The sequence below is a fragment of the Streptomyces sp. NPDC058678 genome, from assembly GCF_042714835.1.
GTDB lineage: Bacteria > Actinomycetota > Actinomycetes > Streptomycetales > Streptomycetaceae > Streptomyces.
In genome coordinates, this window is sequence record NZ_JBHXSG010000030.1 from 59,309 (window position 1) to 72,596 (window position 13,288).

13 protein-coding genes are annotated in these 13,288 nt (G+C 71.4%); 10 read left to right on the plus strand and 3 right to left on the minus strand.

What is annotated here, in order from left to right:
* The first annotated feature begins 4 nt into the window (after positions 1-4).
* The 4 genes from ACFWWR_RS25750 to ACFWWR_RS25765 all read left to right on the plus strand — a co-directional run bounded on the left by ACFWWR_RS25750 (position 5) and on the right by ACFWWR_RS25765 (position 5,262).
* Positions 5-751: an SDR family NAD(P)-dependent oxidoreductase gene (locus tag ACFWWR_RS25750; RefSeq protein WP_384305507.1), complete on the plus strand. Its 747-nt coding sequence runs from the start codon at positions 5-7 to the stop codon at positions 749-751.
* A gap of 115 nt (positions 752-866) precedes the next feature.
* Entirely contained in the window at positions 867-1,985 is a 1,119-nt protein-coding gene (locus tag ACFWWR_RS25755; protein WP_383863849.1) for an LLM class flavin-dependent oxidoreductase, read from the plus strand.
* Positions 1,986-2,083: 98 nt separating this feature from the next.
* The gene (locus ACFWWR_RS25760) at positions 2,084-3,814 is read left to right on the plus strand and encodes an amidohydrolase family protein (RefSeq protein ID WP_384305510.1); all 1,731 of its coding nucleotides are present in this window, start codon (positions 2,084-2,086) and stop codon (positions 3,812-3,814) included.
* A complete protein-coding gene (locus ACFWWR_RS25765) occupies positions 3,811-5,262 on the plus strand; it encodes an aldehyde dehydrogenase family protein (RefSeq protein WP_384305513.1) in 1,452 nt (483 codons plus the stop codon). Before ACFWWR_RS25760 ends, ACFWWR_RS25765 begins: the two co-directional genes overlap by 4 nt.
* A 15-nt stretch (positions 5,263-5,277) precedes the next feature.
* Here ACFWWR_RS25765 and ACFWWR_RS25770 read toward each other — a convergent pair whose 3' ends face one another.
* Entirely contained in the window at positions 5,278-5,703 is a 426-nt protein-coding gene (locus ACFWWR_RS25770) for a hypothetical protein (RefSeq protein WP_383863857.1), read from the minus strand.
* Positions 5,704-5,974: 271 nt separating this feature from the next.
* On the minus strand, positions 5,975-6,370 hold the full coding sequence (locus ACFWWR_RS25775) for a nitroreductase/quinone reductase family protein (protein WP_384305516.1): 396 nt from the start codon (positions 6,368-6,370) through the stop codon (positions 5,975-5,977).
* Between the two features lie 99 nt (positions 6,371-6,469).
* Between ACFWWR_RS25775 and ACFWWR_RS25780 the strand changes: the two genes are divergently transcribed.
* The 5 genes from ACFWWR_RS25780 (at position 6,470) to ACFWWR_RS25800 (ending at position 10,668) form a co-directional block, all read left to right on the plus strand.
* Entirely contained in the window at positions 6,470-7,300 is an 831-nt protein-coding gene (locus ACFWWR_RS25780) for an endonuclease/exonuclease/phosphatase family protein (RefSeq protein ID WP_384305519.1), read from the plus strand.
* Between the two features lie 245 nt (positions 7,301-7,545).
* The gene (locus ACFWWR_RS25785; protein ID WP_383863866.1) at positions 7,546-9,135 is read left to right on the plus strand and encodes a peptidoglycan-binding protein; all 1,590 of its coding nucleotides are present in this window, start codon (positions 7,546-7,548) and stop codon (positions 9,133-9,135) included.
* A 125-nt stretch (positions 9,136-9,260) separates the two neighbouring features.
* The gene (locus ACFWWR_RS25790; RefSeq protein WP_384305521.1) at positions 9,261-9,659 is read left to right on the plus strand and encodes a hypothetical protein; all 399 of its coding nucleotides are present in this window, start codon (positions 9,261-9,263) and stop codon (positions 9,657-9,659) included.
* 87 nt (positions 9,660-9,746) lie between these two features.
* A complete protein-coding gene (locus ACFWWR_RS25795) occupies positions 9,747-10,235 on the plus strand; it encodes a protease inhibitor I42 family protein (protein ID WP_384305523.1) in 489 nt (162 codons plus the stop codon).
* Positions 10,236-10,248: 13 nt separating this feature from the next.
* Positions 10,249-10,668: a hypothetical protein gene (locus ACFWWR_RS25800; protein ID WP_384305525.1), complete on the plus strand. Its 420-nt coding sequence runs from the start codon at positions 10,249-10,251 to the stop codon at positions 10,666-10,668.
* Positions 10,669-10,683: 15 nt separating this feature from the next.
* Here the strand turns inward: ACFWWR_RS25800 and ACFWWR_RS25805 are convergent, their stop codons facing one another.
* Positions 10,684-12,216 (minus strand): CehA/McbA family metallohydrolase, encoded by a 1,533-nt coding sequence (locus tag ACFWWR_RS25805; RefSeq protein ID WP_383863877.1) that lies wholly within the window; start codon positions 12,214-12,216, stop codon positions 10,684-10,686.
* A gap of 130 nt (positions 12,217-12,346) precedes the next feature.
* Here ACFWWR_RS25805 and ACFWWR_RS25810 point away from each other — a divergent pair, with 130 nt between their 5' ends.
* Positions 12,347-13,192: an LLM class F420-dependent oxidoreductase gene (locus tag ACFWWR_RS25810; protein WP_384305527.1), complete on the plus strand. Its 846-nt coding sequence runs from the start codon at positions 12,347-12,349 to the stop codon at positions 13,190-13,192.
* Positions 13,193-13,288 lie beyond the last annotated feature (96 nt).

The window sequence follows — 13,288 nt, forward strand, 5'->3', positions numbered from 1 at the left end:
CCGCATGGGCAAGCTGGACGGACGCGTCGTGATCGTCACCGGGGCGGCGCGCGGGCAGGGGGAGCAGGAGGCCCGGCTGTTCCGGGAGGAGGGTGCCGAGGTCGTCGTGGCGGATGTGCTCGACGAGCAGGGGCGGGCCCTCGCGAAGGAGATCGGGGCGCTGTACATGCACCTCGACGTGGGGCGGGAGGAGGAGTGGGGGGCAGCCGTCGAAACCGTCGTGGAGGCGTACGGCCATGTCGACGGACTCGTCAACAACGCCGGGATCCTCCGCTTCAACAGCCTCCTCGACACGCCCCTCGACGAGTTCATGACGGTCCTGCGGGTCAACCAGGTCGGCTGCTTCCTGGGGATCAGGACCGTGGCGTCCCGGATGTCCGACGGGGGCACGATCGTCAACACCGCCTCCTACACCGGGATGACCGGCATGGCGTACGTGGGGGCGTACGCCGCCACCAAGCACGCGATCGTCGGGCTCACGCGGGTGGCCGCACTGGAGCTGGCGGACCGGGGGATACGGGTCAACGCCATGTGCCCGGGAGCCATCGACACCGCGATGAGCAATCCGGGTGCCGCCCCCGAGGGAGCGACGGACGCGCTGTACCGCAAGCTCGTGCCGCTCGGGCGGATCGGGCGGCCGGAGGAGGTGGCGCGGCTCGCGCTGTTCCTCACGTCCGAGGACTCCTCCTACATCACCGGGCAGCCGTTCGTGATCGACGGGGGCTGGCTGGCGGGCGTGTCCGTCGTCTGAACGAGCAGATCTGACTGACCGTCAGCTATTGACGGTCCATGCCCCCGGTGCCAGAGTCGGCCAACAGGTGAATCTGACGGTACGTCAGCAAAATGACTCGGGACGGTGAACCTCCTTGGAATTCGGGCTCTTTGTACAGGGATACGTGGGCAAGCGCGCCGAGACCGACCCGCTGGCCGAGCACAAGGCGCTGATGGAGGAGACCGAGTACGTCATCCAGGCGGACAAGTCGGGCTTCAAGTACGCCTGGGCGTCCGAGCACCACTTCCTGGAGGAGTACTCCCACCTCTCCGCCAACGACGTCTTCCTCGGCTACCTCGCACACGCCACCGAGCGCATCCACCTCGGCTCCGGCATCTTCAACCCGCTCGCCCAGGTCAACCACCCGGTCAAGGTCGCCGAGAAGGTCGCCATGCTCGACCACCTCACCGGGAACCGCTTCGAGTTCGGCAGCGGACGAGGGGCCGGCTCGCACGAGATCCTCGGCTTCCTCCCCGGCATCACCGACATGAACCACACGAAGGAGATCTGGGAAGAGACCATCGCCGAGTTCCCGAAGATGTGGCTCCAGGACGAGTACGTCGGCTTCCAGGGCAAGCACTGGCAGCTCCCGCCGAGGAAGGTGCTCCCCAAGCCGTACGGGAAGTCCCACCCCGCGATGTGGTACGCCGCCGGGTCGCCGCCCTCGTACGCCATGGCCGCCCGCAAGGGCCTCGGGGTGCTCGGCTTCAGCGTGCAGAAGGTCTCCGACATGGAGTGGGTGCTCGAGCAGTACAAGACGGCGGTCGTGGACGCCGAGCCGATCGGCGCCTTCGTCAACGACAACGTGATGGTGACGACTACCGCGATCTGCGCGCCCACGCACGCCGAGGCGATCGAGATCGCGGTCAACGGCGGGCTGCACTATCTGCCGTCGCTGGTGTTCCGGTACCACGACACGTTTCCGCGTCCCGAGGGGTTCCCGGTGTGGCCGGAGATCCTGCCCGAGTACACCGCGGAGTTCGTCGAGGTCCTCATCGAGGAGGAGCTGCTGATCTGCGGGGATCCGGACGAGGTGTTCCGGCAGTGCAAGCGGTGGGAGCAGGCGGGGGCCGATCAGTTGAGCTTCGGGTTGCCGGTTGGGGTGCCGAAGGAGGAGACGTTGCAGACGATCCGGCTGATCGGGGAGCACGTGATTCCGAAGATCGACACGGATCCTGTTCATCGGACGTCGCGGTTCCGGGCTGCCGGGTGATCGCCGTTGCGGGCTGCGGGCGGTTTGTGGCTGGTCGCGCAGTTCCCCGCGCCCCTATAGGGGCGCCCATCGCACCGTAGGTCAAGGAGGTGAGCGTCATGCTCGATCACGTCATCAAAGGCGCGACCGTCGTCGACGGCACCGGAGCGCCTGGCTGCACCGCCGACATCGGCATCCGGGACGGCCGTATCGCCGCCGTCGGGAAGATCTCCGAGGAGGCCCGAGGCTCCGAGGACGCCACCGGCCTCGTCCTCGCCCCCGGCTTCGTCGACCCGCACACCCACTACGACGCCCAGCTGTTCTGGGACCCGTACGCGACCCCGTCCCTCAACCACGGCGTCACCACGGTCGCGGCCGGCAACTGCGGATTCACCCTCGCGCCCCTGAACCCGGCACGCCCCGAGGACGCCGACTACACCCGCCGCATGATGTCCAAGGTCGAGGGCATGTCCCTGGTCGCGCTGGAGGAGGGGGCGCCCTGGAGCTGGCACGGCTTCGGCGAGTACCTGGACGCCCTGGAGGGGCGGATCGCCGTCAACGCCGGTTTCATGGTGGGGCACTGCGCGCTGCGGCGGTACGTCATGGGCCCGGACGCGATCGGCGGACAGCCGAGCGAGGAGCAGCTCGCGGCGATGCTCCGGCTGTTCCACGAGGCCATGGACGCCGGCGCCTGGGGCCTGTCCACCACCCAGTCGTCCACCCACTCCGACGGCGACGGCAAGCCGGTGGCCTCCCGGCACGCGCTGCCCGCCGAACTGCTCGCCCTCTCGCGGGCCGTCGGTGAACACGAGGGCACGCAGATCGAGGCGATCGTCGCCGGCTGTCTCGACCAGTTCAGCGACGCGGAGATCGACCTGCTCGCCGAGATGAGCGCGGCGGCCGGACGCCCCCTGAACTGGAACGTCCTCACGATCGACGCGGCCGTCCCCGAGCGGGTGCCCAGGCAGCTCCTCGCGAGCGAGCGGGCGCGGAAGGCGGGCGGCAGGGTCGTCGCACTCACCATGCCGATCCTCACGCCGATGAACATGTCCCTGGGCACCTTCTGCGCCCTCAACCTCATCCCGGGATGGGGCCCGATCCTCGGCCTGCCCGTCCCGGAGCGGATCGAGCGACTGCGCGACCCGTCCGTCCGGGCCGGGATGCTGGAGCGCGCCGGGTCCAAGGAGGCGGGCGTCTTCCGGCGGCTGGCGCACTTCGGGCGGTACGTCATCGGCGACACGTACAGCGAGGCGAACCGGGGTCTGAGCGGGCGGGTGGTGCAGGACATCGCGGCGGAACGCGGGCAGGACCCGTTCCAGTGCCTGGTCGAGATCTGCGCCGCCGACGAGCTGCGTACGGTCCTGTGGCCCATGCCGACCGACAACGACCCGGCCTCCTGGTCCCTGCGCGCGGAGACCTGGCAGCACGAGGACGTCCTGCTCGGCGGGTCGGACGCCGGGGCGCATCTGGACCGGATGTGCGGGGCCCCGTACACGACCCGCTTCATCGGGGACTGTCTGCGCGGGCGGAAGCTGGTGGGCCTGGAGCAGGCGGTGAAGATGCTGACGGACGATCCGGCGCGGCTCTTCGGCCTGAGGGAGCGGGGCCGGATACGGGAGGGCTGGCATGCGGACCTCGTCCTCTTCGACCCGGAACGGATCGCCGCGGGCACGGCCACCCTGGTGCACGACCTGCCGGGAGACAGTCCCCGGCTCGACTCCAAGGCCATCGGGATACGGGCCGTGTGGGTCAACGGGGTCGAGGCGATCCGGGACGACGTGGTGAGCGGGGCCGTACCGGGCAAGGTGCTGCGCTCGGGCCGGGACACCCGGACGGTGGCGACCAGGTGACCGAGGGACAGCGGTTGTTCGTCGGCGGCGCCTGGGCCGAGCCGGACGGCGGTCACTACGAGGTCGTCGACCCGGCGACCGAACAGACCGTCGGAAGGGCGCCGGAGGCCTCGCGGGATCAGGTGCTCGCGGCCTGTGCCGCGGCCCGCGAGGCCTTCGGGCCGTGGTCGCGTACGGCACCGGAGGAACGGGCGGCGATCCTCGCGCGGGCCGCGGGGATCATCGGCGGGCACCTGGAGCCGTACGCCGAGCTGGCCCGGGCGGAGACCGGGGCGACCACGGCGACGGCCCGGCGCATGCAGGTCGGCGTGGCCGCAGCCCGCTTCCGGCGGTACGCGCGCGTGGAGCCCGCCGAGTGGGCGATCCCGCCGCAGATCAACGAGGCCGGGCCGATGGGGCGGGCGGCGGTGATGGGCGCGCTGGCCGTGCGCCAGCCCGTCGGGGTCGTCACCTGCATCACCTCGTACAACAACCCCTGGGCGAATCCGGCGGGGAAGGTCGCCCCGGCGCTCGCGATGGGCAACACGGTGGTGGTGAAGCCCGCCCCGCAGGATCCCCTCTCCGTCTACCGGATGGCGGAAGCGCTGGAGGCGGCCGGGGTGCCGCGCGGGGTGGTGAACGTGGTCTCCGGCCGGTCGGTCGAGGTGGGGGAGGCGGCCGTGGAGTCGCCGGACGTGGACATGGTGAGCTTCACCGGCTCCACGGCGGTCGGACAGCGGATCGCCGAGGTGTGCGGGCGGGGGATGAAGCGGCAGTTGATGGAGCTGGGCGGGAAAGGGGCGGCGGTCGTCTTCGACGACGCGGACCTCGGGTCGGCGGTGGCCGGGATCGGGACGACGTTCTCCTTCTACAGCGGCCAGATCTGCACGGCGCCGACGCGGGTGCTCGCGCAGAGGGGCGTGTACGACCGTCTCGTCGAGCAACTGGCTGCGTACGCGGTCCGGTTGAAGGTGGGCGACCCGCGGGAGCGGGACACGGTGGTCGGGCCGGTGATCTCGGGCGAACACCGGGAGCGGGTGGAGTCGTACGTCGAACTCGGCCGCAAGGAGGGCGCGGTGGTGGTGACCGGCGGCGAACGGCCTTCGCTGGAACGGGGTTTCTACGTGGCCCCCACTCTCCTCGCGGACTGCACCAACGACATGCGCGTGGCCCGCGAGGAGATATTCGGCCCCGTCGTGTCGGTCATCCCCTTCGAAGAAGAGGAGGAGGGGGTGGAACTCGCCAACGACACCGACTACGGGCTCATCGACTACGTCTGGTCGGCGGACGTCGCCCGAGCCTTCCGGGTGGCGCGGCGGCTACGGGCCGGCGGGGTCGGCGTGAACACGGTCGGGCGGAACATGGAGGCGCCGTTCGGGGGGTTCAAGAGGAGCGGCGTCGGACGGGACGTGGGGTCGTACGCGCTGCACGCGTACAGCGAGGTGCAGGCGATCGTGTGGCCGGGGTGAGCTCCGGCGGGGTGCTCAGGGGATCCTGACCTCGTAGACGCCGTCGGAGACGTCCGCGGCCGTCGGCGTCACCGTCACGCCGCCGAGGGACTGCGACCAGCGCCCCGTCTGCTCGATGTAGGTGCTGCACTTGCCGGTCTCCCAGGCGGAGACGCCGTACGTGACGCCCGCGGTCATCTCGTAGTCGGTGGTGAACCGGATCCGTCCGTCACCGCCGCTGGGGTTGGACGCGGTCAGGCAGGTGACCGACTTCCCGTCGTCGATGCGGAGGCTGCCGAACCAGACGACGGACATGCCCTCGCCCCGGGCGGTCATGGGGACGTCGGCGGCGAGAACGGCGTTGGCGGCGGCCGGTGCCGCGGTCGCGACGGGGGCCGCCGCGAGGGCGGTGGCTCCGGTGACGGCGACGAGGGCGCACAGGACGGTTGAGCGGGATCGCATGGTTCGCATGGTTCCTCCAACTCTCAACAACTGGACGTGACCAGTGTTACCCCCGGTACGCGTGGTGAAGGTCCCGATTTCCGGCCATCTTCGGGACTCACGGCCGGTCCGGAGTGCGGGACCGTGGAACTGGTCCAGCTGCACGGTGTCCAACTCCGGTGCGGGCGCCCGCACAGGTGGTTGACGGACTGGCCTGATCCCGGGAACGCCCCGACGTCGAAGGGCGGTACGCGCAGGGTGATGAGGTCTCGTTCGCTCATGTCGTCTGACCTCACCCGTCCAGATCCACCCGCACCGTCAGCAGATCCGTCCCGAGCGCTCGGACCCCGACGCTGTTGACCCGTGGCAGCCGGCGCAGCCGTGCCACCGGGTCGTCGTCGGGGAGCAGGTGGGCCGTACCGGTGTGCCAGCGTCCCCGGATCCGCACCCGGACCCGCGCATCGGCCTTGATGTTGCGGACGTACTGGGACCGTTCGCCGAATTCCGACACCAGCCAGAAGGAGTCGCCGACGCGGCGGCCGCCCACCGGGGTGTGGCGGGGCAGGCCGGAGACGCGGCCCGTGGTCTCCAGGACCGTCTGGAGGGGCAGGCGGCGCAGGACCGGATTGCCGACGCGGCGTTGGAAGGCCGTGGCGGTGCGGAACCTGAGGTCGGCGAGGCGGGACATCGTCGGTGGGGCTCCTTGTGACGGAAGGGGCGGCGGAATCGTTCGCACGCCTGCTTCAATGGTCGCCGACTCGGCGGGAATCGAGGACGGTGGCTGCGGATGCGGGTCGTGACCTGGAACCTGTGGTGGCGCTTCGGCCCCTGGGAAGCACGGCAGAAGGCGATCCTCGAGGTGCTGCGGGACCTGCGCCCCGACGCCGTCGGTCTGCAGGAGGTGTGGGCCGCGGGCGGGGAGAACCAGGCCGAGTGGCTCGCCGACGAGCTGGGCCTGCACTGCGCGTGGGCGCCGTCCCCGGCCCCCGAACGCTGGCGGCAACGCGTCGGGGACCCCACGGTCGACATCGGCAACGCGGTCCTGAGCCGCTGGCCGGTCGTGGAGCAGGCGGTGCTGGCACTCCCCGCACCGGCCGACCTCGCCGACGGCCGCACAGCCCTCTACGCCCGGCTGGCCACCCCCGCCTACGACGTTCCCTTCTTCACCGCCCACCTCACCTCGGCCCCGCACGCCTCGGCGGTGCGCTGCGGCCAGGTCACCGCCCTCGCGAAGTTCGTGGCCCGCCACCGCGGCGACACCCCGTTCCCGCCCGTCGTCACCGGGGACTTCAACGCCTGGCCGGACTCGGACGCGGTCCGCCTGTTCGGCGGGTACAAGACCGAGCCGGCCGTACCCGGCCAAGTCCTCCTCGATGCCTGGGAGTACGCCGACCCGGCCGCCCCCTCCGCCACCTGGACCCCTGAAAACCCCTACGCGGCCCGCGTGTTGGAGCCCCCAGCGCGCATCGACTACATCCACGTGGGACCACCCGGCCCGGTCGGCGAGGGTCACGTCCGGCACGTACGGAGGGCGGGCGACGGGCCGGTGGACGGCGTGTGGGCCTCGGATCACGCGGCGGTGATGGCGGACCTGGCGGCGGACGAGATCGGCACGTGACCGGTCCGGCCCAGCCGGTCGGCGTAGTGCGAAGACCGGCACTGACGGCCCTGCCCGGCCGGCGGGCGGCACCCGTGTCGCGGGGATGGCGTGGGAGCCGTGTGCACGGGGTGTGAGCTTCAAGCGGGTGCGCCCGGCGCCGTGTTAACGTCCCGCGGGCATGATCATGTTCAGTGCCCCGCACGGGAGGCCGCGTCGAAGGCGCCGGTACCGCGGGGGCGGAAAACGGGGGAACGGGGCCGGCGATGACAGGAGTCCTGCGGCGGATCGACGAGTCCGCGTCCGAGCGTGCCGAGCGGCTGGCCGGACTGAGCGAGCGCATGCTGAAGGCCGGGAGCAAGAACGACCTGCTCGATCTGATCGACCTGGCGTTCGCGGAGCCCCCGCCGGAGGGTGACCCGGGGACGCTGGAATCGCTGGGCATGCGGTACCGCGACCAGCTCGACGAGGCCATGGGCCTGCACGAGCGGGTGGACAGGGTGGCCCGCAAGGGGCTGCCGGAGGTCTGGGTCGGCGACACGAGCGTCCTCGCCTCGGACGCGGTCAGTGCCGTGTCGCGGGCGGTGTCGGAGATGGCGGAGGCGTTCGAGGGTGGTTCCAGGGCACTGATCGTCCTGGCCGACGCGATCACGGAGGCCCAGAGCCAGGACAGCGAGGGCCGGGGGAAGCTGAAGCAGGCGCTGTCGGAGATGGGCAGCGACCGCGAGGGCTTCTTCGACGAGATGCGCGAGAACGACGAGGAGGAGTGGGACCGGGCGAACGCCGCCCACTTCGCCTCCTACGGCGTCGGTCTGATGCGCAAGGCCGTTCTCGCCGCCGGCGAGGCCTGCCGCGTCGCGGCCCGGGACCTGAACAAGTGGGCCACGGAGGCCCGCGCCGGGAAGATGGACACCGACGAACTGTCCGCGGTCGACCGTCTCATGCTCGCCGACACCAGCAACGTGAAGGGCGCGGCCGAGTACAACGAGATCCTCTCCGCGTCCGAGCTGGAGCGTTCGGGCCGGGCCATGGAGAACCTCCCGCCGGCCGACCGGGCCCGGATGGAACTGCTCATGGCGAACACCTCCTCCCCGCAGGAGAAGGCGTATCTCATGAAGGCCCTCGCCTCGGGCCGCAGCGTCGACGAGATCGACGAGTTCGCCTTCAAGATCCAGGGCAAGGACCCGGCCTGGCTGCAGCGGCACCTGTCGCCGATCACCACCGAGGGCGACAGCCTGAAGGACGAGGGGACGAACCCCGACGGGTCCAGCGTCAACATCGACGACCAGATGTTCGACGGCCAGAAATGGGTCCAGGGCGGCGACGGCTCGGAGGGCACCTGTGTGGCCTCGTCCACCGTCACCGCGCGCGCCATGGTCGACCCCCTCTACGCGCTCGAACTCACCGGTGGGCCCAGTGGACAGGAGGACGACCCCGGCGCCTTCCGGCAGCGTCTGGTGGAGGAACAGCACCGGCTGCACACGGAAGGCGACGGCGGCGCCAACTGGGGCGGCATGGGCCCCGAGGGGCAGGAACGTATCGCCGACGACGCCATCGGCGGCGCCACCGGCGACGACTACCAGCGCCACGACATGAACAGCGCCGACGAGCGCAGGCAGGCCCTGACCGACGTGGAGAAGGCGGTCGCGGAAGGGAAGCCGGTCCCGGTCGACGTCAGGAGCAAGGACGGAGCCCACGCGATGACCATCATCGGCCAGGAGGGCGACATGCTCCAGATCTACAACCCCTGGGGCACCACCACCTGGGTCAGCGAGGACGACTTCATCAACGGCAACATGGGCAAGGCGTCCAACGGTGAACTCGACGACGCGTACAGCGTCTACGTCCCGCAGTAGGGCGCTGGCCGGCGACGTCTTGAGGATGGTGTGGGAGCCGCGTGCGGGGCGTGTGATGCGAGAACATCCGCGCCGCCGCCGCGTGTTAGCCTCCCCGCCGACGTGATCAACGGGGGATACGGGGGATGACGATGCCTTCTGCACAGGACTCCACGTCCGCGCGGGACTTCTCGGTCCACAAGAGCGGGCTCACCGGCCAGGCCAAAGAGCTGAACGAGGCGGGCGACGACGCGGGGAAGATCCGTACCGCGATCGACTCCAGGGCCTGCTACGCGAGTGACACGCTGGGCGGTGCCGTCTCCGCGGAGGCGATCAACTCCTACGTCGCGGCCTGGACGGCGGAGGCCCGCACGATCGAGGACGCGCTGCACGAGCTCGCCGACAAACTGCACCTGGCCAAGGGGGCGTACTCCGGCAGCGACAGCCTCGTCGAGACCCGGGTCAACAGCGTGAGCGTGGCCGACAGCGAGATGTCCACGATGCCGACCTTCGGCGAGCGGCCCTCGGTGCTGTCCCAGTACTGAGGGGCAAGGAAGCGAACAGTGAACCCAACGATGCGTACGGCGTCCACCTCCCCGAGCCGGAGCCGGAGCCGGAGCCGGAGCAGGGCGGTGGCCACCGCGGTGTCGCTCCTCGCCCTCCTCGCGCTCGCCACCGGCTGCGGAAAGGGCACCGACGAGTCCGCCAGGCCCGCCGAGCCCACCGCGCCCACCAGCCACCCCGCCCAGGACCGCAGCATCTCGACCAAGGTCGGGGAGCGCTTCACGCTCACCTTCGAGGAGAACGCCTCCACCCGCGAGCACTGGTACCTGGGCGACCCCGAGCCCGACACCTCGGTGGTCCGCGGCCAGGGCGAGAAGAGCGAGTCGGACTCGGGTGACGAGCCGGTGCCCGGCGCGGGCAGCGACCTCACCTTCACCTTCGAGGCCACCGGCAAGGGCAGCACCGAGATCGTGCTGATGCACTGCACGTTCAGGACCACCTGCGAGGGTGCCGGCAGCGGCGCGGCCTCACCGGAGCCGACGCGGACGCCGACCGCGTCCCCGTCCGCCACCCCGTCCGAGCCCGAGCGGGTCACCTACACCGTCACCGTCAGCTGAGCCGAGGCCCGCGATGAACACGCCCTCCGACCACCCGGACCACCCGTCCTACACCGACGACGAACTGGCCGAGTTCGACGTCGGCGTGCTCCTGCGCTACGGCCTCACCGCCGCCCCCGGCCCCCGCCGCACCGCCCTCTTCGGCGACGGCGCCGCGGCCGCCGCCGTGATCCTCGACCGCCTCGGCACCCAGCCGCGCTCGGTGGCCTTCCTGGCCGAGGTGGTCCGGGCCGGCGGCCTGGCCTACGCCACGGAGCTGCCCGAGCCGCTGCCGCGCCCCGAGGCGGCAGTGGTCGTACGCGACTGGCTGGAGGCCGCCACACAGCTCGCGGGCGGCGCCCCGGCCGACGAGACGGCGGCCCGCTGGCTGGGAGCCGTAGCGACGATCATCGAACTGAAGCACCTGACGAGGGCGCGCGCCGGTCAGAACTGATGCCCACCCGGGGGATCAGGCGCGCCCCAGGAAGATCGGGTTCGTGAACGCCGCCAAGGCCCCCGGCAGCGGCCCCACCGCCGTCTCGTGCCGCAACTCCGCCCGGACGTAGGCCGCGTAGGCGGGGGTCGTACGCCACTCGACGACCCCCGAGCCCGTCACCGGCAGCGGTGCGCCGGTGAACAGGACCCCCTGGTCGGTGACGAGGCGGACCGTGCAGCGGGGCGCTCCCGTCACCTCCAGGCGGACGGTGACGGGCGTGTCCCCGTCCGCCTCGAGCCGCTCGCCGATACCCGCCTGTCGGCCCCGCCCGCCCGTGGCCGTGAAGGCGAGGGACACGTTCTTCGACTCGGCGACGTAGGAACGCCCCGCCCGGATGCCCTCCTGGATGGCCTCGCGGGTCAGGTCGTCGGCCAGCACCACGGTCTGGGGGAGCCCGATCACGTCCGGGGCGCGGTGGGCGTCGCTGTTGCCCATCGCCGGGATCCAGTCCCGGCCGCCGTCGCGCACGGACGCCACCAGCATGCCGTCCCAGTCGGCGAGCGCGACTTCGTCGTCCGGGGTGTACGGCCCGTTCCACACCTCCACCGCGTCCGCCTCGCCGAACCCGAACTTCCAGTTGCAGCCGATGCAGGTGGCGTGCGGGTGCGCCGGGACGACCAGGCCGCCGGCGCGGCGGATCCGCCGGGCGAAGCGGCCGAAGCGGTTGTCGCGGGCCCGGTAGCGCCAGTCGACGAAGGTGCCGGGTTCGGTGCCGAGGGCCACCACGTGGCCGTTGCGCGTCGTGACCTCCTCGCCGAGCATGATCAGCAGGTCGTCACCGGCCTCGGAGGCCCAGTGCGGGTGCGCCGCGTGCGTGTTGTGCTCGGAGGAGTTGATGAAGTCCAGGCCGGCCGCCCGCGCCAGGGCCGCGATCTCGGCGGGGGTGCGGCGGCCGTCGGAGTACCAGGAGTGCAGGTGGCAGTCCCCGCGGTACCAGGCGCGGCCCCGGCCCCGGGCCCGGGCAGGCGGATACGTCGGCCGGACGGCCACGCCCGGTTCGCCGTAGGTCAGCGTGATCGTGATCTCGTACGCCAGCCCCTGCGGGGACACCGTGTACGGCCCGAGCGCGATGTGCCAGGTGCCCTCCCGCACCGGGCCCGCCAGGTACCCCGGCGTCGCGTCGTCGGCGCGGAGGAAGAACTCGGTCCGGGCGCCGCCCGACCAGCCCCGGAAGCCGTTCCCGCCCAGCTCGGTGCCGCGTTCGTCGAAGATGCCGATGTCGAGGGCGTTGCCCGTGGTGCCGGCCGGGACGGACGGGCGGTCGTAGGTGTAGGCGACCTTGATCTCGCGTACACCGGAGGGGACGTCGACGGGTACGTACACGTAGTCGGGGGAGCCGGTGGGCAGGGTGCCGCGGACCGTCCTCGTCTCCTGGTCACCGTCGGCCGTGCCGGCGGCTGAAGCGAAGCTCACGCTTCCCAACGTAAGCGCGGCGGTGGCTCCCGTCACGAACAGTGCGCGTCTTCCGATGCTGTGGTGGGCGTTGTTCTCGTTGGCGTCACACATGGCCCAACCGTGCCGGACGCGGGTGAACTGCCGTGCAAAGACAGGGGAATTGATGCCGCTCACCAGGGTGCCCAAAAGATGCCGACCAGTCGGTATGGACAGACGGGCGCGAAGCCGGTACAGATGAGCCATGCGCATCTCCGTGACGATCTTCCTCACCGACGAGACGATCACCCCGACCCGGCTCGCCCGTGAGCTGGAGCAGCGCGGGTTCTCCGGGCTGTACCTGCCCGAGCACACGCACATCCCGGTCGAGCGGACCACCCCGTACCCGGCGGGCGGCGAGCTGCCGCCCGAGTACGGCCGCACCCTCGACCCCTTCGTCGCGCTCGGCCAGGCGGCGGCGGTGACCGAGCGGCTCGGCCTGGGCACCGGCATCACGCTCGTCGCCCAGCACGACCCGATCGACCTCGCCAAGCAGATCGCGACCGTCGACCACCTCTCCGGCGGCCGCTTCACCCTCGGTCTCGGCTTCGGCTGGAACGTCGAGGAGGCCGCCGACCACGGCGTCCAGTGGCGCACCCGTCGGGAGCTCGTCCGGGACCGCATGGCGCTGATGCGGGCCCTGTGGAGCGACGAGCCGACGGCGTACGAGGGGGATTTCGGGAGCGTCCGGGCGAGCTTCGCCCACCCCAAACCCGTACAGAAGCCGCGCGGTCCGGTGGTGGGTCCGCGCACACTCGTCGGCGGGGCGGCGGGGCCGAAGCTGTTCGCCCACATCTGCGAGTACGCCGACGGGTGGCTGCCGATCGGCGGACGCGGCCTGTCGGAGTCGCTGCCCGTGCTCCGCGCGGCCTGGGCGGACGCGGGCCGCGACCCGGCGGCCCTCCAGATCGTCCCGTACGCCGTCCACCCCTCGCCGGGCAAGCTCGCGCACTACGCCGAGCTGGGCATCGAGGAGGTCGTGGTGCAGCTGCCGCCGGCGGGCGAGGCGGAGGTGCTGCGGGTACTGGACGAATACGCCGAGTACTTGTAGCCGAGGTGGCGGCAACCAACCCAGGGGCGCGGGGGAGCGGGGAACTGCGCGACAAGCCACAACGAACCCGCACCGGGCAACGCACGACAGCCCCCA